At 44.0% G+C, this 24,255-nt stretch carries 19 protein-coding genes; 4 read left to right on the top strand and 15 right to left on the bottom strand.

Translation table 11 applies throughout. The annotated features are described in order from the left end of the window. Positions 1 to 395: 395 nt before the first annotated feature. From B6K83_RS01710 to B6K83_RS01640, 15 genes are all read right to left on the bottom strand, one after another. Entirely contained in the window at positions 396 to 1,880 is a 1,485-nt protein-coding gene (locus tag B6K83_RS01710; protein WP_085282610.1) for an NADH-quinone oxidoreductase subunit N, read from the bottom strand. A 4-nt stretch (positions 1,881 to 1,884) separates the two neighbouring features. Beyond that, positions 1,885 to 3,315 (bottom strand): complex I subunit 4 family protein, encoded by a 1,431-nt coding sequence (locus tag B6K83_RS01705; RefSeq protein ID WP_085282608.1) that lies wholly within the window; start codon positions 3,313 to 3,315, stop codon positions 1,885 to 1,887. Next, a complete protein-coding gene (gene nuoL / locus B6K83_RS01700) occupies positions 3,312 to 5,186 on the bottom strand; it encodes an NADH-quinone oxidoreductase subunit L (protein WP_233143775.1) in 1,875 nt (624 codons plus the stop codon). Before nuoL ends, B6K83_RS01705 begins: the two co-directional genes overlap by 4 nt. A gap of 5 nt (positions 5,187 to 5,191) precedes the next feature. After that, entirely contained in the window at positions 5,192 to 5,500 is a 309-nt protein-coding gene (gene nuoK / locus B6K83_RS01695; RefSeq protein ID WP_085282606.1) for an NADH-quinone oxidoreductase subunit NuoK, read from the bottom strand. Next, positions 5,497 to 6,030 carry an NADH-quinone oxidoreductase subunit J gene (nuoJ, locus tag B6K83_RS01690; protein WP_233143774.1) on the bottom strand — a complete coding sequence of 178 codons (534 nt, stop codon included), beginning with the start codon at positions 6,028 to 6,030 and terminating at the stop codon, positions 5,497 to 5,499. Before nuoJ ends, nuoK begins: the two co-directional genes overlap by 4 nt. Positions 6,031 to 6,048: 18 nt before the next feature. Continuing rightward, complete coding sequence (gene nuoI, locus B6K83_RS01685) at positions 6,049 to 6,564, bottom strand: NADH-quinone oxidoreductase subunit NuoI (protein ID WP_085282604.1); 516 nt, start codon at positions 6,562 to 6,564, stop codon at positions 6,049 to 6,051. A gap of 57 nt (positions 6,565 to 6,621) precedes the next feature. Beyond that, complete coding sequence (nuoH, locus tag B6K83_RS01680) at positions 6,622 to 7,593, bottom strand: NADH-quinone oxidoreductase subunit NuoH (RefSeq protein WP_085282602.1); 972 nt, start codon at positions 7,591 to 7,593, stop codon at positions 6,622 to 6,624. Next, the gene (gene nuoG / locus B6K83_RS01675; protein ID WP_085282600.1) at positions 7,586 to 10,603 is read right to left on the bottom strand and encodes an NADH-quinone oxidoreductase subunit NuoG; all 3,018 of its coding nucleotides are present in this window, start codon (positions 10,601 to 10,603) and stop codon (positions 7,586 to 7,588) included. The genes nuoH and nuoG overlap by 8 nt, the downstream gene beginning before the upstream one ends. Beyond that, the gene (gene nuoF / locus B6K83_RS01670; RefSeq protein WP_085282598.1) at positions 10,596 to 11,993 is read right to left on the bottom strand and encodes an NADH-quinone oxidoreductase subunit NuoF; all 1,398 of its coding nucleotides are present in this window, start codon (positions 11,991 to 11,993) and stop codon (positions 10,596 to 10,598) included. Before nuoF ends, nuoG begins: the two co-directional genes overlap by 8 nt. Further along, a complete protein-coding gene (gene nuoE / locus B6K83_RS01665) occupies positions 11,980 to 12,510 on the bottom strand; it encodes an NADH-quinone oxidoreductase subunit NuoE (RefSeq protein ID WP_198951646.1) in 531 nt (176 codons plus the stop codon). The genes nuoF and nuoE overlap by 14 nt, the downstream gene beginning before the upstream one ends. A gap of 17 nt (positions 12,511 to 12,527) precedes the next feature. Next, positions 12,528 to 14,327: an NADH-quinone oxidoreductase subunit C/D gene (nuoC, locus tag B6K83_RS01660; RefSeq protein ID WP_269843977.1), complete on the bottom strand. Its 1,800-nt coding sequence runs from the start codon at positions 14,325 to 14,327 to the stop codon at positions 12,528 to 12,530. Positions 14,328 to 14,410: 83 nt separating this feature from the next. After that, complete coding sequence (locus tag B6K83_RS01655; RefSeq protein WP_408607165.1) at positions 14,411 to 15,001, bottom strand: NuoB/complex I 20 kDa subunit family protein; 591 nt, start codon at positions 14,999 to 15,001, stop codon at positions 14,411 to 14,413. Between the two features lie 50 nt (positions 15,002 to 15,051). Continuing rightward, positions 15,052 to 15,528, bottom strand: a complete 477-nt coding sequence (locus B6K83_RS01650) for an NADH-quinone oxidoreductase subunit A (protein ID WP_233143773.1) — start codon at positions 15,526 to 15,528, stop codon at positions 15,052 to 15,054. A 423-nt stretch (positions 15,529 to 15,951) separates the two neighbouring features. Next, positions 15,952 to 18,342 (bottom strand): Lon protease family protein, encoded by a 2,391-nt coding sequence (locus B6K83_RS01645; protein ID WP_085282594.1) that lies wholly within the window; start codon positions 18,340 to 18,342, stop codon positions 15,952 to 15,954. 181 nt (positions 18,343 to 18,523) lie between these two features. Further along, the gene (locus B6K83_RS01640) at positions 18,524 to 19,009 is read right to left on the bottom strand and encodes a zinc ribbon-containing protein (protein ID WP_085282592.1); all 486 of its coding nucleotides are present in this window, start codon (positions 19,007 to 19,009) and stop codon (positions 18,524 to 18,526) included. 294 nt (positions 19,010 to 19,303) lie between these two features. On the opposite strand from B6K83_RS01640, the gene leuS reads away from it, so the two are divergent. From leuS to nadD, 4 genes are all read left to right on the top strand, one after another. Next, complete coding sequence (gene leuS / locus B6K83_RS01635) at positions 19,304 to 21,895, top strand: leucine--tRNA ligase (protein WP_085282590.1); 2,592 nt, start codon at positions 19,304 to 19,306, stop codon at positions 21,893 to 21,895. Positions 21,896 to 22,024: 129 nt separating this feature from the next. Then, positions 22,025 to 22,531 (top strand): LPS-assembly lipoprotein LptE, encoded by a 507-nt coding sequence (locus B6K83_RS01630; protein ID WP_233143772.1) that lies wholly within the window; start codon positions 22,025 to 22,027, stop codon positions 22,529 to 22,531. 9 nt (positions 22,532 to 22,540) lie between these two features. Next, positions 22,541 to 23,578 (top strand): DNA polymerase III subunit delta, encoded by a 1,038-nt coding sequence (gene holA / locus B6K83_RS01625; RefSeq protein ID WP_085282586.1) that lies wholly within the window; start codon positions 22,541 to 22,543, stop codon positions 23,576 to 23,578. Beyond that, positions 23,571 to 24,230, top strand: coding sequence for a nicotinate-nucleotide adenylyltransferase (nadD, locus tag B6K83_RS01620; protein ID WP_085282584.1), 660 nt, complete (start codon positions 23,571 to 23,573; stop codon positions 24,228 to 24,230). Before holA ends, nadD begins: the two co-directional genes overlap by 8 nt. Positions 24,231 to 24,255: the final 25 nt, after the last annotated feature.

Below are 24,255 nucleotides of genomic sequence, written 5' to 3'. Positions count from 1 at the left end.
GAATATATCGGGACAAAAACATAGTGTTATGCCTCTGATATTAGCTAGATAGAAGCCGATAATTTTTGCATCGCTGATCTAGATCTTATGCGCTATTATTCAACGCCAACTAGACTCTGTATTGTTGTCTGTATCACAGCTACTAGGATCGATATTGCAACAGCACTAAGTTGATAGCTTTGTTGAGCGTCAACTGCCTCTAGCTACCTCTAATGAAGCTGCACCGATTTCTCCATCAAAGCTAGCAAGCCCATGAGCGCCTGTGACAAATATGTATTGGCGATGGTAAATTGTTTAAGGCGCTGTCGCGATAATAATATATTCGGCTAAACGTTAGCACAAACACAACAAATTTATCGTCAAACCTTGCTGTATCGCTTAATCTCACCATCACATTAACTGTGAATAAATTGGTTGACAAACTCCGGTAAAATGCCAAAAAACAAACTTATAACTACCAAGGCGTATACCAAAGCCTGCTCAATAAGATGCTGTTTTTTCAGTGGCATGTGTTGAGGATCATTGGCTTTAGCTGTCAGTATCTTAAAGATAATCGGTAGGTAATACGCTAAGGCGATAGCACTGGCAAAAATAAGAATTGCAATCAACCACCACGCATGGGCAATGGTTGCATGGCTTAAAATATAGAACTTACCAATAAATCCCATGGTTAATGGAATACCCGCCAAGCTTAATAACGCTAAAATCATCAATAGTCCATAACTGGGTGCGCGCCAAAACAAGCCTTGTAAGTCGGTCAATAATATATCTTCTTGGTAAGGCGCATCACTAGAGTACTGCTGCAACAGAGCGATAACCATAAAAATAGACAGGTTAGCAAGCGTATACGCGGCTAAGTAAAATAAAATACTTTGCCAGCTAAACGCTAAGCTCTGCTCAGAGGTCACAATAAGGATGATCAACAAATAGCCCATATGTGCCACCGAAGAATAGGCCAATAGCCGTTTTAAGTTTTGTTGACGCAGCGCCATTACGTTTCCTAACAACATAGAAATAATGGCGAAGCTGATCAAAAAAAGTTGCACATTTTCTAGTAACAAATATCGCTGTGCGACAAAACATTTCACTAACACAACAAACATCGCAAGTTTTGACACGGTTGCCATAAGCAGGGTTACAGGGGTTGGTGCCCCTTGATAAACATCTGGTGTCCAAAAATGAAACGGTGCAAGTGACAACTTGAAGACAATACCTGATAACAACAACAACAGCCCTAATTGAAAAAACAGCCCCAAACCTTGCTGGTGGTATATGGCATTGCTAAGGTTGGCATTAAAGCTCATATCGCCGCTAACACTATAAATAAAGGCCATGCCTAGCAGCATAAAGCTAGAGGCAGCCGCACTGAGTATCAAGTATTTAAAGCCGCTTTCAACACTGTACTGACTTTCTCTTTGATAACCTACCAAGCCCACCAAGCTAATACTCAATAATTCAAACCCCAAAAACAGGCTAGCAAAGTGATCACTGGTAACTAGAATACCGGCAGCAAACACGACCAACAATAATAATAAATAATATTCATCATGCACTTCTATATGGGCTTTAAGAAAGCGATAGCTCATACGCAAAGCAACTAGGGCAGAAATAAGCACTAGGCTCAAGGCAAAACTACTATTTGCATCAACCAGTAGCAACTGTGTGACCTGTGTTGTCGACGTGCCGTATAAACTGATATTCGCAATTAAGGCAAGCACAAGTACCAGCGCCGTAAAGCAAACAATTATTTGTTGTGTACGCCGCCATGCTACTAATAGCAAGCCCAACACGATACCAAAAGCAATAATAAGCTGGGGTAAAATCGCTTGGGCCATGGTCAAGCTAAACAGAGCGTCAGGTTGACTTGTTATTGCCGACATCAGGCTAACCTCCAAACGAAAATTTAAGTAATAGCGTGGGGTAGCAGCCAAGCAGCAAAAGTAATAGCAGCAAGGCACTACAAATGGCTACTTCTCGGCGCTGCAGATCAATAACCTCGCACTTAGCAGGTCCTTGAAAACTGCCTTGAAACAACACCATGCCATAAACTGCAGAGGCGACTAATGCCAACGCCGCCACTATGGCAAATTCAGCTTGAACCTGAAATACGCCAACAAGAATAAGAAATTCACCAATAAAATTACCTAAGCCGGGCAAACCAAAGGCAGCACAAGCAAAGGCTAAGGTAAACCCACCCATGCGTGGCGCGCTACGCCAAAACCCCCCCATCGCAATCAAGCTGCGACTATGAATGCGCTGGTAAATCATACCGGCTAAACAAAATAGCGCGGCACTGCTGAGCCCATGTGCAACCATAGTCACGATGGCCCCTTGATAAGCCATGCTATTAAAGGCGAATAGCGCCAACATCACAAACCCCATATGACTGATACTGCTATAAGCTATTAAGCGCTTAAAGTCTTGCTGAGCAAAAGCCATTTTTGCGCCATAAAGGATACTCACTACCGCTAATGTTGCGGCAACTGGTGCAAATTGCACACTGGCCTCTGGAAATAAAAAAATAACAAAACGAATTAAGCCATAAGCGCCGGTTTTTAGCAGCACACCAGCCAGCAGCACACTGCCTGCTGTCGGCGCTTGGGTGTGGGCATCGGGTAACCAAGTATGCACAGGCACAGACGGCAATTTGACGGCAAAGGCAATAAAAAAACCTAGCATTAAATACTGACTCATAGCTAACGGCATAGGTAATGCCCGCCAATCCAAGTAGTAGAAGCTTAATAGGCCCGTTTGTAATAAATGAAAGTAGGCAAAGCCGATAATGGCAACCAACATTAGTAGGCTGCTCACTTGCGTAAAAATAAAAAACTTCAACGCGGCAAAACGACGATTTTCATGCCCCCAAATCGCAATAATAGCTGTCATGGGGAGCAGCATAACTTCCCAAAAAAAGAAAAAAAGAAACAAGTCAACCGCGATAAAAACCCCAATAATACCGGCAACGGTTAGCAGCAAATTAAAATAGTAAAAGCCCACCTTGTGCTTAATTTCTCGCCACGAGATCAGTACACAAATAATGGCAAGCAACCAAGTTAGTGCAATCAGCAAAATACTGAGCTGATCAATGGCGATGCTATATTCAATATTAAAGGTGGCAATCCACATTACTCTGGTTAGCACCTGCAACTGAGCAAAGTCATGATTGGCGCTGGTTATAAACACGGCAAACACAGTTGCTAATAACGTCAACCCCAATAAAGACAACCACTTGGCGCTACCTTGCCAGTGTCGCTCTGCCCACCAAGCTATTGCGCCGGTTAATACCAACGCCAACATAATCACCGAAAGTGTCATAGCAAAATCACTCCTGTTAAGAGCAATATTGCAATGCCAAAGGCGGCTAAATACCAACGTAGACTACCATTTTGTACCATAATGATGGCATCATGCCAAAGCCCGACATACCAAGTATTAAGCATCATGATTTGGTCAAAAATATCGTTTTTATTGCGCTTTGCAAGCCACATATAAGGTTGCACAATGAAGGTGTTATATACACTGTCAAAACCTAAGCCTTGCTGGCAAAACTGCGCCAATTTACCATTATGCATGCCAAGCACTTGCTTATTGTCACTCGATGCCAGTCGATAAGGTTTAAAGTACAACCAAGCGGCAAGTATGCCGATAAAAGGCGTTAAAATGGCAACCGTATGCAACCAACTGGGTTCATTTTTCGACGCCAACACCACACTGTTTGGAAACACTAAGCTTAGCTCAAGCGGAATTAGCCCGCCCAGTAACGATAATATCGCCAAGGCAACAAGTGCAGCGCGTAGCAAAATATGTTTCTCTGCTTGAATTGGCGCTGAAAATCTCGCTCGGCCAAGAAAGCCAAGAAAAAACAAACGACAGCTATAAAGGCTCGTTAACAGCGCGCCTAAAATCGCGCACCACCAAAGCATAGGGCCTGCCGTATCAGACGACCACAGCTGCGCAATTATCGCTTCTTTTGAGAAAAAGCCCGAGCTCCCCGGCAGTGCCATTAAACAAATTAGCCCGATGATAAATAAAGCACTTTCAAACGGCGCTTTTTGCAATAAACCGCCCATCTTAAAAAGATTTTGTTGATGATGTAAGGCATAAATAATGCTGCCTGCAGTTAAAAACAGTAAAGCTTTAAAAAAGGCATGGGTCATTAAGTGAAAAGCACCTGCACTCCAAGCTCCAGCCCCTAATGCCAGCATCATATAGCCAATTTGGCTCATGGTAGAGTACGCTAATACACGTTTGATATCATTTTGCGCAAGCGCCGCTACGCCGGCAAGCAACAAGGTAATGGCGCCTAGCCACGCAATATAGTGCATCACCTCTGGTGTTAATAAAAAAACATGGTGTAGGCGCGCGATTAAATACACCCCTGCGGTAACCATAGTGGCTGCATGTATCAATGCACTCACTGGCGTTGGCCCTGCCATGGCATCGGGTAACCAAGTTTGCAGCGGCAGTTGTGCTGACTTACCAACCGCACCACCAAGCAGTAATAGTGCTATCCAATACAGTTTATCATCCAGCACAGCATCGGTATCGGCACCATTTATGACAGGCAATACGCTACTTAGCAGCTCAATATCAAGGGTACCGAAAGTGCTAAACAATAAAAATAAGGCAATAGCCATCGAGGTATCGCCTACGCGGGTCACGATAAATGCCTTACGCGCCGCCAAAACATTGCTTTTTTCTTGATACCAAAAGCCAATTAATAAAAAGCTACACAGACCGACCCCTTCCCAACCTAAATACAGTAAAACCAGGTTATCGGCTAAAACTAAAATCAGCATGGCAAAGATAAATAAATTCATATAGGCCATAAAGCGTGCGAAGTTTTTATCGGCTTTCATATAAATTGCCGCAAATAAGTGGATCAAAAACCCTACACCAGTGACAACACTGATCATCACCCCTGACAAGCCATCTAAATAAAAGCCAATATTTACTGCCGAGCTACCTGAGTGACTATTAAGATCAAACCAATGCCAAAGCGTTACCGTTAGCAACTGATTGTCACTAGCAGAAAGTTGCCAAACTAATAGCCCACTTGCCAACGCAGACAGGCCAATACTTGCGACACTAATCGTTGCCACTGTGGGCCAAGACAATTTCTTAGCAAAGCTAACCAGAAATAAAAAGCTAAGCAATGGATAAAGCATTACGCTGGCTAAAAGCACCTTAATTACCCCTTCATCCGGTTTAACAAATCAATATCTAACGAGTGATAGCGCTTTTGCATTCTAATTAATAACGCTAACCCTGCGGCCACTTCTGCTGCCGCTAATGTTAAGATTAAAATAAACATCACTTGCCCGTCCGCTTGTTGCCAGACACTGCCAGCGCCAATAAAAGCGACACCAACCGCGTTTAACATCACTTCAAGGCTCATCAAGATAAATAAGGTATTTTTTCTCGCGACCACACCAATAAACCCGATAACAAACAGCAAGCTCGATAAAATTAAGACATGAAATAATGGGATTGTGGTCATAAACTTGCCTCTGTGCCATCGGGCTTTGCATAGTGATAGCCAGCTAACAGCCCCGCCAACAGTAAAAATGATGCTATTTCAACCGCGAGCAAATAAGGGCCATATAACATAATGCCAACCGCTTTTGAGTCAACAACATTTGCTTGCAAGCTTTGCTGCATATCGCCGTGATATATAATAATCACTAATTCAACCAGCACCACAAATGCTAACAACATCGCCGCGATCATATTGGCTAGGTTATTGCTTTTGGGTGCATGGCGTAATTCATCTTTGCCTAACCCAAACATTAGTACCGCAAAAACAAACAACACTAAAATAGCACCAGCATACACAATCACCTCTAATCCGGCCGCAAATGGCGCGCCCATTAAGTAAAAACATACTGCTACCGCCAACAGCGACACCACCAAATATAATAAGGCATGTACAGTATTGTTACCGGTTACTACTTTCAGGCTCGCAATAACTGCCACTAATCCTGCAAGGTAAAATAAACTTTCAATAGTCGCTAAAGCTGTCAGCATCATATCCCCCTATTACCCGATTCATGGCATTAACCCTTTAATATCAACGGGTGGTCTTTCTTGCTCTGCGCCGCCTTTTGGTTTGTCTTTAATGGCGATACCCGATTGTTGATAAAAGCTATAGTCAGGGTACTTGCCTGGGCCGCTAATTAATAAGTGCTGTTTTTCATAAACGAGGTTTTGCCGGTCGTATTCTGCCAACTCAACATCGGGTGTTAACTGAATGGCATAGGTTGGGCAAGCTTCTTCACACAGACCACATAAAATACAGCGTGAAAAGTTAATACGAAAAAACTCCGCACGTTTGCGGCCATCGTCATCCACCACTTGTTGCAAGGCAATGCAATCAACTGGGCAGGCAACGGCACATAAGTTACAAGCCACACAGCGCTCTTCACCATCGGGATCGCGTGTTAACACGATACGGCCACGATATCGAGGCGCAAGATAAGGTTTTTGTTCCGGATATTGCACGGTATCGGCTTTACTAAAGGTGTGTTTTAACACTAACCATAAGGTTCTCAGTTGACTAAACATCGGCTGACTCCTGATTGCTACATAGACGGGCAAGTGTTCGCTGAACAAAAAACATAATTACAGCACTCCACTTAAGCGCAACAAGGCGGTAGCGAGTAAGTTCACTAAGGCCAAGGGCAACATCACCACCCAGCCAAACTTTAGCAGTTGATCAAATCGTGGTCGCGGTAGCGAGGTTCTTAGTAAAATAAAAAACATCACCAAACACATCACCTTCACAACAAACCAAATTAGCGGCGGCAACCATGATGCTAACGGCTCTGGCATTAACCAGCCACCAAAAAACAACACCACCGACATAGCAGAAATCAAGGTAACGCCTAAATATTCTCCTAAAAAGAATAAGGCAAACTTCAAGCCAGAATATTCAGTATGAAACCCCGCCGTCAGCTCTGTTTCTGCTTCAGGTAAGTCAAAGGGTAAACGGTGACTTTCGGCAATACCGGCAATTAAGAATATAATAAAGCCAATAAATTGTGATTGGATCAGCCAGCCATCAGCTTGTGCTAGCACTATTTCGCGCAGGTTAAAACTGCCGGTTAACAGCACCACCCCCATCACTGATAAGCCCATAAACACTTCATAACTAACGGTTTGGGCCGCAGCGCGCATACCACCTAATAAGGCATATTTAGAATTAGACGCCCAACCCGCTAGCACAACGCCATAAACGGCTAAGGACGCCATGGCAAGAAAAAACAACAAACCAATATTTAAATCAGAGACGCCAATAACGGAGGAAAAAGGCACAACGGCAAAGCTCATTAACACACACAAAGCGCCAATAACGGGGGCTAAGACAAAAACCCGACCATCACTAAAAGGCGGCACCCAGTCTTCTTTACCCAGAATTTTTAATAAATCAGCGAAAGATTGTAATATGCCAAAGGGCCCAACACGATTGGGGCCAAGGCGATCTTGCCAAATGCCAATCATGCGCCGCTCAACCCAGACCAACATTGCCGCCATCGGGATCAGTAACGCGATGATTACTGTGATCTCAAATAATTTCCAAAGCATCTCAGTCATCGTCTAATCCTCCCGATAGCAACCTTATCGGAATATGCTGATCGTTAGCTTTTAACCGCTCCAGTAGTGCTTGTTTGCTTTTTTTTGCGGCCATTAACTGGTCATTATATGCACTTAGATAATCAGATAATGCTTGTGGCTCTGCCGCTATTATATACACCTCAAGGCATGGCGCTAAGCTTGGACTAAGTGGGAAATTACCAAACATCAAGTTAGCAGGCAGCTGCTCAACAATTACAACTTGGCTAATCACGCTATGGCTAATGCGAGGCGTTATGCCTTGGCACGAAGAAAGCACCACTTTACACCACTGGCCTTTAGTGATGCCAAATTGCTTGGCCAGAGCAGCGCTGATTGACAATAAATTGCTAGCGCGCAACATTTGAAACTCTGCGGTCTGCGCCGCTTGCCACTCACTTAAATAAATGTTGGCCTGCTGTACATAGCTAACTAACATCGAGTCTGCGCTTGCGATATGGTCTTGCTTTGCGCACGTTGTCACGCGGCTACTTGCCTCTGGCTCGGTTAATTGCCAGCATGGGTTCTTCAATACTTGTTCGCTAACGGTAATATATTGCGCTGCTTTTTGCTGTAACAACTGACCATTAACTTGGCGTTGAAATTGGTTAATGGACTGATTGGAGTTCCAACCTGGTGCCCAAGTAAATGGCATATCACTTGCTCGCTCAAGCGGCTGCCCTTCCATGGAAAAACTCAAACTGTCGTCAATTTTTTGCGTTGTTTTTGCTTCATGAACGCTGATGTTTGCCATTTGTGCGGTGCGACCACTGGCTCTATGGGGCATTCTTGCAAAGGCTTTGGTTGTACCCGCATCGATTTTATCTAGCACTAACTGCGGCCAATCAGTAAAGGTTTGGCGAAAGTAATGGTGTAACTCTGCTAAGGACTGACATAAACCGTGCTTTTTATTTGTTTGTGATTGCGCGCTAAACTCAGCGCCGTTAACGGTTAAAGTACCGGCGATAGTATCTAGCCAGCGCCAGCTTTCTTGGATCGGTAATACTGGGGCATGCACTTGATAAAAGCGCTGCACTTGCCCCTGATAATTAACATAATGACCGTCACCTTCACTGACTGCAGCCACGGGTAACAAGATATCAGCCAATACTGACAGGCGAGTGCTTGAGTGATCCAAAACAATCAAGGTTGGGCATATGGCTCTTAACTGCTGAATTTCACTATCACTCAAACTCGCTAGTTCTTGCTCAAGCACAATAACGCCTTGGAAGGTATTTTTCTGATGCTTCAGCTTGGCTAACACTTGGGAAATTGACAAGGTGTGCTCATCTAGCAGCGATAAAATGCCAACACTATTAGCGCTTACTGGCACTACCGCTAACTGGGGCAGCTTAGGTAACTGAGTGGCATCAGCTGCTGAGCGCTGTTTTATCTCTTGTAACAAATGCTCAATTTCAGCTAATGTTTGCCCTTGGCAACTCGAGCAACCGGCGATAATTAACGGTTGCTGCGCTTGACAGAGCGCCTCAAACAATGAGCCTATAAAAGCTTGCGCATGCTCAGTTAACGGCGTTTGCGTAGCTAACTGGTTAAGGGCTTGCTGCAAGTCAAAGTGGCGGTTTAGGACACTTTTTTGCAACAAAGCGGTTAGTACGCGGATACAGTTTGCAAATTGTCCAACTGGCAATAACAAGCTTTGCTCGGCAACATCATCAAGTTTCGTGCTGGTGCTTTGTAGCAAAAATAAAGGAGAAAGCTCATTGCCCGCACTGGTTCTAACCGCACTATCTTGCCATGATGCAATACCTAACTTAGCCGCTTTTGCTTTCGCAGCATGACGCAATGCTTGTCGCACCGACAACGCCATGCGTGGCGCGGTTTGCGTGATATCTTCACCAACAATAAAAACAAAGTCGCTGGCCTCTATTGCCGCTAAACTTGGCGGTTTATGCTTGGCCAACAGCTGTGCATGTTGCGCTGCCACTATCATTTCGTCATCATTATAGCCAGCACAAAACTGCTCAGCACCGACAATTTGCTTTAAATAAAAATTCGCTTCTAAGGATGCTCGAGCTGAACCAATAGCCAAAAAAGATTTGTTACGAAAATGGGCAAACGCCTTAGCAATATCTAAACTTGTCAACGCCACCGGCGATTGCTGATTAACGCCTTTTACTCGCCTGATGCGCTGCTCAGCATTAACAAAGCCGATGCCAAAACGACCTCGATCACAGAGAAAATAACCATTGAGCTCGGCGTTATAACGGTTCATTACGCGCCTGACTGTGCCATAGCGTTCACCAATACTGAGGTTACAGCCCACCGCACAATGACTGCAAATTGATGGCGCTGATTGTAAATCCCATTTACGGGTATAGTGTGCAGAAAAAACTTTATTGCTAAACACACCGGTAGGACACACTTCTACTAAATTGCCGCTAAACTCACTGGCCAGCGCACCATCGCGATGGCGACCAAAATAGACCTGATTTTTTGAGCCAAACACGCCAAAGTCTTTACCGCCGGCATAATCGTTATAAAACCGCGTACAGCGATAACAGGTAATACAGCGGTTCATTTCGTGACCAATAAGCTCACCTAAGTATTGATTGTTGAAAGTACGCTTAGTGCCCTGATACTCACGCACACTATGGCCTGTCATTACTGTCATATCTTGTAAGTGACACTCCCCCCCTTCGGCGCACACTGGGCAGTCATGTGGGTGGTTAGTCATCATGGCGGCAATAATTTGCTCACGAAATTCACTGGCTTGATGATGCTTGATGCTGACACGCATACCCTCTGTTACCGGCGTCGTACATGCCATTACCATGCGGCCGTTGTCATCAGTTGAGTCTTGAAACTGCATGACCGCGCATTGTCGACAAGCGCCCACCGAGCCCATCGCGGGGTGCCAACAAAAATAAGGCAAGTTTAATTTTTGCGATAACACAGCCGCCAGCAAGTTATCTGTGCTACTTACTTGATACGCCACATCATCAATAAAAATGGTGACTTGCTTTTCACTCATTAGCTGACCCCGTCATATTTGAACTGGTAGTGACAGCTTGCACGCTCGATTGTGCAACTTGCCGGCGTTTAGCGATGGCACTGGGGTTATAATGACAACACCCATGCTCAATATGCTGAAGAAAGTCGTCATGAAAATATTTTAAAGCACTTCTTAGCGGCTCTACCGCGCCAGGTGCGAGAGCGCAATGGGTTTTCCCTATCCACATAAAGTCACACAGCTTGGATAACGTGTCTAAATCCTGTATGCGTCCTTGTCCTTGTTCAATTCGAGCCAATACCTCCACCGCCCACGGCGTACCATCTCGACATGGCGTACAATAACCACATGACTCTTGTGCAAAAAAGCGCATTAAATTTAACACCATAGCCACAGGGCAGTTTTTATCGTCTAATACAATCAAGCCCCCGGTACCTAAACGGCTGCCCACTTTGGCAATCGAGTCGTAATCCATGGGCGTATCTAAGTGCTCTGCTACTAAAAAGTCTGTTGATGCTCCACCAGGTAATAAGCCTCTAAACGCTAGCCCTGCTTGCATGCCGCCAGCATGTTGATAGAGCACTTCACGCAATGTCACCCCCATTGGCAGCTCCCACAAGCCCGGCTTTTTAACTCGACCACAGGCACCATAAATTTTTGTGCCGGCGTCACTGTTCGGGGCTAAACCTTGAAACCAGTCAATGCCGTTTTTCAAGATATGCGGCAAATTACACAGGGTTTCGACATTGTTAACGATAGTCGGCTTACCAAACAAGCCACTGACCTGTGGAAACGGCGGCTTAGCTCTTGGATTGGCCCGCTTACCTTCGAGTGCATTAATCAGTGCGGTTTCTTCACCACAAATATAGCGACCGGCACTGCAATGCAGGTATAAATTTAACGAAAACTGACTGCCTTGAATGTTGTCGCCTAGCCATTGGTGTTGGTATGCCTCATCAATGGCTTGTTGCAAGCGCTTTGCTGCTAAATGATATTCGCCGCGCAAAAAAATATAAGCCTTATTGGCACCTATGGTATAGGCGGCAATGATCATAGCTTCAACTAATTGATGAGGTGCACCTTCAAGTAGCAACCTATCTTTAAACGTGCCTGGCTCCATTTCATCAGCATTGGCAATCAAATACTTGTTATCGGGTGCATTTTTATCCTCAGGGGCATACATAGGCACAAAACTCCACTTCATGCCGGTCGGAAATCCCGCGCCGCCACGCCCTTTTAACCCTGAGTTTTTCACTATCTCTAACACCTCATGCGCTTGATACTCAGTCAAGGCTATTTTTGCTGCTTGATAGCCGCCGACCTGACAATAGGCTGTAAAGTCCAAAGGTTGTTGTAAATTAACCCATTGCGTCAGCGGTGTTATAACCGTATTAAACTTAGCTACAGTCATCTGCCTCTCCTTTGGCCGCCAACTGCGCTAGCACAGCAACCGCGCTTGCTGGGGTTAAGTTTTGGTAGTGTTCAGTTCCTACCATCATCGCAGGGGCTTTATCACAGCAACCCAAGCAAGCATTAGATAAAAGAGTGAACTTGCCATCTGCAGTTGTTTGTCCATAGTCAATAGCTAAATGTTGCTTGATGGCAATCAACACAGCTTCATACCCCATTAAATGGCAGGCAATGCTGTCACAAACATGAATGACATATTGACCAACCGGTTGTCGGTAAATTAAATTATAAAATGTTGCTACCCCTTCAAGTTGGGCTATGGGCATGGCCAGCAAGTCACTAATGGCAAACAGGCTATCATCACTGATCCAGCCACGATGTGCTTGCACCACTTTTAGCGCTTCAATGCCGGCGGCGTCACGGGTTTCCATAATGCTAACCTCGTGCTCAATCGCGGCAATTTCTGCGGCGCTTAAGTAGGTTTGATAGTCAATTGTTACTGTGTCAATGCTATTCATAGCCAGCTCTTTATTCATCATCGGTCAACATCCGCCATTACATAATCAATACTGCCCAGCGTGGCAATTAAGTCAGCCACCATCTGGCCTTTACTGATCAAGGGCAGCATTTGTAAATGTGCAAAACTCGGCGTGCGAATACGGGTGCGATAACTCATGGTGCTGCCATCACTGAATAAGTGATAAGCCATAATCCCCTTGGTTGCTTCAACACTTATCGATACTTCACCAGCAGGGATCACAGGTCCCCAAGAGACATTAAGAAAATGAGGGATTAAGGAATCAATATCGCGCATGGTACGATCTTTTAGTGGTGGTGTGGTTTGTGGGTGCTCCGCTTTATAGGGTCCTTCTGGCATGTTATTTAAACATTGCTCAATAATCCGAATACTTTGTCGCATTTCTTCAACTCGGACTCGGCAACGATCATAACAATCACCGTTGTGGCCCAGTGGCACCTCAAAGTCAAACTGATCATAACCTGCATACGGACGCTGCTTACGAAGATCCCATGAAAAACCTGTGGCGCGTAAGCCTGGGCCTGTGACTCCCCAATCAATGGCTTCTTGGGTTGAGTAGGCACCTATACCTTTAGTGCGCCGCTGTAAAATGGTATTTTGCATAACCATTTTTTCATACTCATCGAGTCGTTTAGGTAAATAGTTCACATAATCCTGCACTAAAGCTTGCCAACCCTTGGGTAAGTCTTGGGCGACACCACCGATTCGAAACCAACTTGGGTGCATGCGCGCACCGGTAAAAGCTTCAATAATGCCAAACAGTTTTTCACGGTCGACAAACATGTAAAATATCGGCGACAACGCACCAATATCTTGTGCAAACGTGCCATAAAACAACAAATGACTGAGAATACGAAACATTTCCGCGGTCATAATGCGGATCACTTTTGCTCTATCGGGTACCGTTATGCCAGCCAGTTTCTCCACTGCCATTACATAAGGAAAATTGTTCATCACCCCGCCCAGGTAATCAATACGGTCGGTATACGGAATATAGCTGTGCCACGACTGGCGCTCGCCCATTTTTTCTGCACCGCGATGGTGATAGCCAATATCCGGCACACAATCAACAATTTCTTCCCCTTCCATCTGCAAGACAATACGAAAGGCGCCATGGACACTGGGATGATTAGGCCCTAAGTTTAAGAACATAAAATCGCTATCTTTACTTTGCCTTTTCATGCCCCAGTGCTCAGGATTAAATTGCAGCGCAGCTTGCTCTTTATCTTGTTGGTGGGGGGGCAGCGTAAAGGGATCCATTTCCGTTGCACGAGCCGGATGACTTTTAAGTAACGGGTGCCCTTGCCAAGTACTAGGCATTAAAATGCGGGTTAAATAAGGATGATTTTGAAACACGATACCAAACATGTCCCAAACTTCTCGCTCATACCAGTTAGCATTGGGCCAAAAACCACACACACTCTCGATAGTTTTATCTGCCTCGGTTAAGGCTATCTTAATGCGAATATCTTGATTGCGTTGGTATGAGCGTAAGTGATAACTTAGGGTAAACGCTTGGCGATTAGCGCTGCGTTGCTGGCGTTCACTTTCATCAATGGCGGTAATATCAAAGCACATATCAAAAGGTTTGCTTAACTCCTGCTTTAATACTTGCGCCAATTTGATCAGTTGGCTTTTTGCCAGCCAGTACGAAGGTACCTCATCACAAATATTTTCAGCTGCTGTCACTGGCTGCAAGTTAAGCGTAGGCGAAAGCGCAATAATCTCATCAAGCAAAGGCACAGGCTGTTGCATCTGCCAATCTTTACTTGCCTTCATGTTTATCGTCGCCGTCATTAATCGCCCTTTACTTGTTAGTTATTATCGTTATTACTTACAACTCGCTTGCTCGCTTATTCATTTATATCCACCAGCTTGCCTTAGATCTGATCGGGGGGATCTAAATTGATCACTTCAATACGCTCTTGGTGCTTAATATCGCGCAATGATGGTGGTACTATCTGAGCATTATTTTGTTCACCTACCACCCAGCTTAGCGGCCTAGGTTGATGTGCTATTTTGTTTTGCAATAGCAATAGCGCCTCAAGCAAGGCTTCCGGTCTTGGTGGGCAGCCGGGTACATAAACATCTACAGGGATAAATTTATCCACCCCTTGCACCACGCTGTATATGTCATACATGCCGCCAGAATTTGCACATGAGCCCATTGAAATAATCCACCTAGGCTCGAGTAATTGTTCATACAGGTGTTGTATCACCGGTGCCATTTTTCGAAAGCAAGTTCCGGAAATAACCATTAAATCGGCTTGCCTTGGCGTTGCCCGAATCACTTCGGCACCAAAGCGCGCAATATCATGACGTGAGGTAAAGCTGGTGGCCATTTCGACATAGCAACAACTTAAGCCAAAGTTAAACGGCCATATTGAGTTTTTTCGGCCCCAATTCACCATATCGTCGAGCTTAGCCAGAAAAACATTACGCTTTAGCTCAGCCTCTGACACACTTTTCATTTCACTCATCGCATCATCGAGTTTTGCTTTAGTTAATGACCACTCCATGGTTAATGCCCTATGGTTTGCTGTTGGTGAAACGGCTGTTGTTTTGCATTCTGGTGATCGGCTTTACGCTGGCGCTGCAGCTGGCTAACTCTAAACGGTTGATGTCGACGCGTTAACGTTAACGCGCCAATACGCGCCAAATACAGTAATGCCGCTAATAGCACGACTATAAAAATACCCGCTTCTATAAAACCGGGCCAACCTACTTCATCAAAGGCAATTACCCAAGCAAAGAGATAAATGGTTTCTAAATCAAAAATGACAAAAAATATGGCATATAAAAAAAAGTGGTTGCTGAATCGGGTTTTATTATTTGATACCGAAATAATGCCCGACTCATAGGGGGTATTTTTTGCACGGGTATGGGTTTTTGGGCCAAGAAAATAGGACAACAGCATCATAGCAACTAACATAGTCACGAGTATGATGAAATACGCCGCTATCGGCCAAAGTTGTGAAAATTGCTCAGATGATTGCACATTGCCCCCAATTTTTTCAATAAGTCAGGTGCTGAGCAAAATAAGGTTTAAGTAGCTGGGGCATAGATCCAATATGCGTATTAGGTTAGCATCCTGACCCTATAGGGAGCTGTTGTGAAGTGATTAAAATTCCTCATTTCAGCTCACTGCCTTTACTTATTATTGTTATTTCGCTTTCGCTAACTTGCTCTCTTCATTCACTTTACTGAGATAGCACCTATAAAGCACAATACTTTCTCTATGCTTGGCTTACATCGCTGCCAGTAAAGTCAGATTAAAAAATATTGTTGATATGCAGAGTATAGAAAAAGAATTGAAATAATGCTTATTTTTTAAACGATTGTTGTTTTTGCATTACCTTAAAAGCAATAAACACAGCAATGGCTGTGTTTATTGAGTCTAGCTATATAGGTAATTGGTTTTTTACTCTTCAGCGCCATTAAGTAGGTCTGCAAATGCGGCTAACTTATCTAGCACTAAACCATGAATTGATTTTCTTGGATAACGACCAGTGCGGGTAACTTCTCCTGCTGGACGTTGCATTAAAATTTCGATCGCTTGATCAATATTATCCACCGCGTAAATGCTAAATTGCTCATCAGCAACCGCTTGAATCACTTCCGGCGCTAGCATCAAGTTAATGGTATTGGTTTTTGGAATAATCACCCCTTGTTGTCCCGTTAAACCTTTGTCTTTACAGAGTTGATAAAAGCCTTCAATTTTTTCATTAACACCCCCTATCGACTGCACTTCGCCATGCTGATTCATTGAGCCCGTAATGGCAATGCCTTGGCTAATGGGTAAATTGGCAATGGCGGAAATCAGCACACACAACTCCGCCATAGAGGCACTATCACCGTCGATATGACCATAGGATTGCTCTATGGCGATATTGGCAGAAATAGTTAACGGAAAATTTTGTGCATACTTATGCCCTAAATAGCCACTTAAAATTAATACTCCTTTCGAGTGAATAGACTTTCCTAAGTCAACCTCGCGCTCAATGTCGGTCACCCCTTGGCTACCCGCATAAACGGTGGCAGTAATACGCGCTGGCGTACCAAAGACGCTGTCACCGATTTCCAACACCGTAAGACCATTGATTTTACCAACTTTTTCTCCTTCAGTATCAATGAGTAACTGGCGCTCTTTTATTTCATCTAACCAAGCTTCACTCATACGCCCGGTTCGACGTTGCTTAGCCGCTAAGGCCATTGCAACATGTTGACCACAAAGACCATTGCTGGCACCGCTTAACTTCCATAAATAAAACGCTTCATCTAACAAGTCATTAACTTGTACTATGTTGGCCGATATTTTGTGTTGATGCTCAGCACGCCTTAATGCATATCGCACTAACTCAAGTACCGCTTCATCGGTGACTTCAGGGTATTGATTACGATAAGCACGTTGACGAATTAAGTTGGCGTAATCATTTAAATTATTTTTATTTTTTTCTAAGTGGCGATCAAAGTCTGCTAATACTCGAAAGAGCTCAGTAAATTCTTGATCATAATCTTGTAACATGTAGTAAATTTCTGGATCACCCAATAAAATAACTTTCACGTTAAGCGGGATTTTTTCTGGTTGCAGACTAAAAGCACCGGGTTGCACAAACTCTGAATGTGGATTTTCTATCGTGATCAGCTGCGATTTTAACGCTAATTTTAACCGCGCCCACACTAAAGGCTGAGTCAATAGTTTATCAGCATCAAGTAATAGATAACCACCGTTAGCTCTATGTAATGCCCCAGGCCGGATCAACCGATAACTGGTATAACTGCTACCTTGAAAACTAGCAAAATCAACATGGCCAAAAAGGTTTTGAAAGGTTGGGTTTTGTTCATAAATTACCGGCGCACCAGCATCGACTTTTCGCGTTACCAACAGATTAGGTAAAAAACGTTCCACCAAGAGTTTACGCAAGTCTTTATCACTGCGTCTTTCATTGCTGCCATCCACCAATAACTCTAATACCGCATCAACCACATGCCGCTTTACTTTGGCTAAATACTTAAGTACGCCGCTATTGTTAGCGAACTCCAGCTCTAGTTCATGCAAAAACGGATGAATACTTTGTGCTGCCGTTTCATGTTTAAGCTTGCGCAGTTTATCGGACGATACTCGCTTCCAATGTGGTAGCTCAATCAGTTTTTCAGATAGCAATTCTTCCAGCTTTGCTAATAAAAGATAAAACTCTGCTCGTTTGGGCTCATTTAAATCTGCAAATTCTTTGTCATTTAGCGGCTTTCCTTCCACTAATGGCGAAAAGCCTATTTCACCGTTTTCTTCATACAACACCACATCGTTTTTTAGAGCACTGGCCTCAACCTCACTGATGGCTTGATCATATTTCTTGTTAAACTCACGATCTATGGCGGCTTTTTGACGTTGATAGCCGGGGTTATCAAAAATCTCCGGAAATAAATCCATCAGCTCATCAATAAAAGTCTCCATACGAGTAAGTAATTGCTTACCATCTCCAGGACTAACACATAACTTTCGCGGGCTGTTGGCATCATCAAAGTTATTGACATAACACCACTCGTCTGGTGTTGGTTCTTGACTTGCGGTTGCTGATAACATTTGTTTGATCAAGGTTTGACGACCGGTACCCGGCTCGCCCATCGCATAAACATTAAAACCAGGTGCTGGCATTGATAACCCAAACGTCAGTGCTTCTTTTGCTCTTTCATGGCCAATAAATATTTGTGCTATTTCTGCTGCCGGTGTTGGGTTGGCAAACTGCTTTACCGACAAGTCGGCTGTGAGTTGGCTGGCGTTAAGTTTAACGTTGGTTGACACATTTGTCATAGAGGATCTCTCGGGAAAACGATTCTTATTATCAAGTAAAATAGAGATTTTACTTTAATCTAGGCAACAATTAACAGCCCGTTTTGTTGGGGTGCTGTATCTATTTGCTGCTGCGATTAACGCTATCGATAAAAGCAATCGCAGCAAAGTAGTGTAAAACAATAGCTAATACGCCACGTTTTTAGGGGGTTAAGCTTAAGCGATAAAAGTCTTTACCACCACAGGCTATGCACTCAGCAACCACACTGGCATGGTAATAACTGATATTGTGTTGACAGTTTTGACACTGCAATTGGCCAAAACCGACATAATCACCAACATGGTAACCGTCTTGGTGCTGAAAATCATCCATTAGTTCGGACCACTCTACTTGTGATCTATCCGTGATCTGCGACAAACTCGCCCATAAGCTTTCATTTAATACTTCTAAGTAGAGCGAGTGTTTTATATCGGCCTGATATTGTTGATAAAAATCACTTAAGTCATATTTCAGGTTCGCCATAAACTGTTGTAACTTTTGTGCCGGTATTTGTTCAGCAGCTACCGCATAGGCTTTTGCTTGCTCGATTAACTCCACCACAGAGCGAATTTCATGCGCTTGGGTATCTTCAAGCCAATCATGCAATTGTTGATAAACTTGTTGAATGCGAGAGGTTGATTTATTCATAGCGCCTCCAAAACCTAAAAACGAGCCTTGATATTGTTTAACTATAGCCTATCGAACATTATCTCAAGTGCTAGATTATTGTTACATTATCAACATTTGCCGGCACTTGCTGTGATATCGAGAAAAAATTGCCACTTTAACTGGCTTTAACTTGTCGCCAAGGTCAGAGATAAGGTATCCTATCGGGATTATTTTTATCGCTTCAGCTTACATATAAAATAACAAATTCTATCTCATTTAATTTGCCGAAAAAGTTAGCTAAAGCCCCTATTTAAGCGTGTTTGAGAAATCTTAATGGAATCCACTTACAATCCCCAATCAATTGAAGCCGACGTTCAGAAATTTTGGACTGATAACAACACCTTTAAAGCTGAAGAACTTCCTGAAAAAGAAAAGTTTTATTGCTTGGCGATGTTTCCTTATCCCAGTGGTCGTCTTCATATGGGTCATGTGCGTAACTACAGCCTAGGTGATGTCATTTCTCGTTACCAACGAATGCAAGGTAAAAATGTTATGCAACCTATGGGCTGGGATGCCTTTGGTTTGCCGGCAGAAAATGCCGCGATTAAAAATAACTCAGCGCCAGCTAAATGGACCTATCAAAACATAGACTACATGCGCAAACAGCTAAAGTCGTTGGGCTTTGGCTACGACTGGAGCCGTGAATTAGCAACCTGTAAAAAAGACTATTATCGTTGGGAACAGTGGTTTTTCACGCAACTTTATGAAAAAGGCTTAGTTTATAAGAAAAACGCCACGGTTAATTGGGATCCGGTGGATCAAACCGTGTTAGCAAACGAGCAAGTGATTGACGGTCGTGGATGGCGCTCAGGTGCTTTAGTCGAACGCAAAGAAATTCCACAATGGTTTATAAAAATTACTGATTACGCCGAAGAGTTGATTAACGACTTAGACCAATTAACCGATTGGCCTGAGCAAGTTAAAACTATGCAGCGTAACTGGATTGGTCGCTCGGAAGGGGTCGAAATGACCTTTAAAATTGCCGACGCAAATGACAGTTTTGATATTTATACCACACGCCCAGACACCTTAATGGGTGTCACATATGTGGCACTTGCTGCCCAGCACCCGTTAGCGCTAGCTGCCGCGAAAAACAACCCTGAACTAGCGGCCTTTATTCAAGATTGTAAAAATAACAAAGCCACAGAAGCCGATATGGCCACCATGGAGAAAAAAGGCGTTGATACTGGCTTAAAAGCTATTCACCCCATTAGTGGTGACGTCGTTCCCGTGTGGGCCGCCAACTTTGTTTTAATGGATTACGGCTCAGGTGCGGTAATGTCAGTACCAGGGCATGATCAACGGGATTGGGAATTTGCCCAAAAATACGGTTTAGAAATTAAGCAAGTAATTGTTGGTGGTGAAGACGACGACATTAGTCGCGCTGCCATTACCGAAAAAAATGTTTTAATGAATTCCGGCGAGTTTGACGGTTTAGACTTTGACGCCGCCTTTAAAGCCATAGCCGATAAGCTGATCAGCGAAAACAAAGGTAAGATAAAAGTCAACTATCGTTTGCGAGACTGGGGCGTTTCGCGTCAGCGTTATTGGGGCGCACCTATTCCTATGTTGCACCTTGCCAATGGTGAATCAGTACCTGTACCCGCGGATCAGTTACCCGTTGAATTACCCGAAGATGTGGTTATGGATGGTGTTACCTCACCCATCAAAGATGATGAACAGTGGGCGAAAACCAGCTACCAAGGTCAAGAAGCGTTTCGCGAAACCGACACCTTTGATACCTTTATGGAGTCCTCTTGGTATTACGCCCGTTATTGTTCGCCCAACGACGACACACAAATGTTAGATCCCGCTAAAGCAAACTATTGGTTGCCCGTAGATCAATACATTGGCGGCATCGAACACGCTATCTTACATTTATTGTACGCACGTTTTTTCCATAAGTTGCTGCGTGACGTAGGCTTAGTTGAGTCTAACGAACCTTTTAAAAGCTTATTATGTCAAGGCATGGTCTTAGCCGATACTTATTATCGCGAAGCTGACAATGGCGGCCAAGAATGGATAGCGCCAACCGATGTTGATGTTGAGCGTAATGAAAAAGGGCAAGTTATTAAAGCCACCAGTAAGCTTGATGGCAAACCGGTTATTTCCGCCGGCATGAGCAAAATGTCAAAGTCGAAAAATAACGGTATTGACCCACAAGAGGTAATTGAACTTTACGGCGCTGACACGGTACGTTTATTCATTATGTTTACTTCTCCACCAGAGCAAACACTAGAGTGGTCTGACTCAGGTGTAGAAGGGGCGCATCGATTCTTAAAACGGGTTTGGAAATTAGTTTACGACTTTACCCAAACCGGCGACGTACCTCAAAGCCAAGCCAACTTTGCCGAAGTTAGCCTTAATCGTGAGCAAAAGGCCTTGCGCCGTGAGCTGCACAAAACCATTGCTAAAGTCAGTGATGATATTGGTCGACGCAATACTTTTAATACCGCTATCGCCGCTATCATGGAGCTAATGAACCACTTAAGTAAAGCCGCCATGGACAGTACTGAAGACCGCGCAGTAATGCATGAAGCCATTCGCGCTATGGTGTTAATGTTAACACCTATCGTGCCGCATTTAAGTCACCACTTATGGCAAATCATTGGTGATGGTCAGCCGGTAGAAAACAGCGCATGGCCAACCGTAGATGACAGTGCCTTAATCGAAGATGAAAAACTGATTATTGTGCAGGTTAATGGTAAGTTGCGCGCTAAAATCACTGTTGCTGCCGATGCTACAAAAGAGTCAGTAGAAGCAACCGGCTTTAGCGATGAAAATGTCAGCAAGTTTATTGACGGCAAAACCGTGCGCAAAGTTATTTATGTACCGGGTAAACTATTAAATATTGTTGCTAATTAAGTGTCCTGCCGCTGCTTCGACAATGAGCAGCGGCAACCTACAAGTTGGCCATAATATTGATACTTATTCGCGAAAACATCGTAGGCCGGCAACGGCCATTATAATTTTTTACCTACAAGTGAGCACCTTATGATGCCAGTACTCATTCGCCAGATTCGCAAGCCGCTAACCGTTAGCGTTTTAGTAATGCTGTTAACCGGTTGTGGTTTTGCGCTGCGAGGCAATTACCTGCTCGCCCCTGAGTTACAAACCATGAGTTTTAGCTCAGTTGATCCCTACGGTGAACTTACTCGGATAGTCAAACAACACTTAACCATTAATGATGTAAATTTGGTGCAACGCAGTAGCAAAGCAATACCGCAAATGCGCATTTTACAAGACAATTTAGATCGCCGAACACTGTCGGTGTTCCCTAATGGTCAAGTGGCTGAATACGAACTAATTTATACGGTACGCTACCAAATTTTATTACCTGAGCAAGACGTACAGTATTTTAGTTTTGAGCTGAATCGGGATTACCAAGATGACCCCGATATTGCACTAGCTAAGAGTCGCGAGCTGTCATTAATGTTACGAGAAATGCGCCAAGAAGCGGCAAATAAAATTTTACGTGATATGGCCAGCATCCAGCTTTAGGTTCTTAACATGCGCATTTATCATAACCAACTTGCACAAACCCTTAAACAAGGCTTTCAGCCAATTTGGTTGGTGTTTGGTGATGAGCCTTGGCAAAAACAAGACGCGTTAGCGCAAATAAAATCCCATGCCAAACACCAAGGCTTTGCCGAAATCGTGCGCTTTAGTGTTGATGATAAATTTAATTGGCAAACCTTATGCCAAGAATACGCCGCGATGAGCTTGTTTTCTTCGCTGCGTATCATAGAAGTCGAGCTTACCAGTAACAAAATAGCTGATGCGGGTGTTCAAGCCTTGGCTCAAATACTGAGCCAACTACACCAAGACGTACAACTGATAATGCACGGCCCTAAACTTGACGCGGCGAGTCAAAATCGCAAATGGTTTAAGTCATTAGCCGCCCAAGGCTGCTTTTTGCCTATTTATGATATTGAAGGCAAACAGTTTAGTCAGTGGCTAATCAAGCAAGCCCGAGCTTTACAACTTAACTTAACTAACGAAGTTATCGAATTATTAACTGAGCTGTTTGCCGGTAACTTGTCTGCCTTAGCGCAAGAGTTGCAAAAGCTAGCCATTTTATATGGTCAGCAAACCATCACCATAGCAGACGTTGAGTTGCTGGTGATCAATCAGGCAAAGTTTAACCCGTTCCAGTTAACTGACACCTTATTAGTGGGCGACTTAAAAAAATGCCTCTCTATGCTAGGTCAAATGCAACATGACGGCAGTACTTTCGCTTCATTAGTCTGGTTTATCCAGAAAGAAATCAGCCAACTTTACCAAATGCTCACCTTGCAACATCAAGGCCGTAGTCAACAAGAAATTTTTAAACAATTTCGGATTTGGGATAAAAAAAAGCCGTTATATCAACAGGCCCTCAATAACATTAGCTTAACCAATGCCGAGCAAGCGTTAGCGCGACTTGCCCAAGTTGACTTACTCAGTAAAACCAGCAGCGACTTTAATCAACATATACTGCTAAGCGATGTTTTGATCAGCTTGTTTCATTCCCAGCTAAGCGCAAACTTTAGTTTAGATTATGAATAAAGCTCAGCAGCACTTACGCCCAGTCATCGCTTTACTGGGCGGCACATTTGACCCGATTCATTTTGGTCACACCCTACCAGCTCAGGAAACTGCACTGTGGTTAGGAGCAGAACAGCTGCATTTAATTCCTGCCCATATTCCGCCGCACAAAGCCGGCACCCATGCCAGCGCACAACAACGCGCCGACATGGTCGCGCTAGTGTGTAACAATAACCCCATATTTTCCTTAGATAGTCGCGAGCTCAAGCGCAACCAAGCATCTTTTACCTTAGATACCTTGCATGAACTTAACGCTGAACATCAGGCGGTTGATTTTTACTTTATTATGGGCATGGACTCGCTACTGTCTTTTACCTCTTGGCACAAGTGGCAGGAAATTTTAAGCTTATGCAATATCGTGGTCAATATTCGCCCAGGTTACTCGCACCAAGCACTTACTGAACAGCTACCACAAACACTTAGTCAGCGCCTGGTTGATGATTTATCACAACTAAAAGCGCAACGCTGTGGCCAAATCATTTTACATGAATGTCAAGCGGTTGATATTTCTTCCACCGAGATCAGAGCAAAAATCAAAGCCGGTTTACCTTATCGCCATTACCTGCCAGATGCGGTTTATCACTACATAGAACAACATAAACTCTATCGTTAAGCTAAGCTGCTAAGCCTAGCTGGGC

Origin of the sequence: Colwellia chukchiensis, from assembly GCF_002104455.1 — a bacterium.
Taxonomy (GTDB): domain Bacteria; phylum Pseudomonadota; class Gammaproteobacteria; order Enterobacterales; family Alteromonadaceae; genus Cognaticolwellia; species Cognaticolwellia chukchiensis.
The sequence above is the reverse complement of the archived record's forward strand: the minus strand, read 5'-3'. Positions and strand labels throughout refer to the sequence as shown.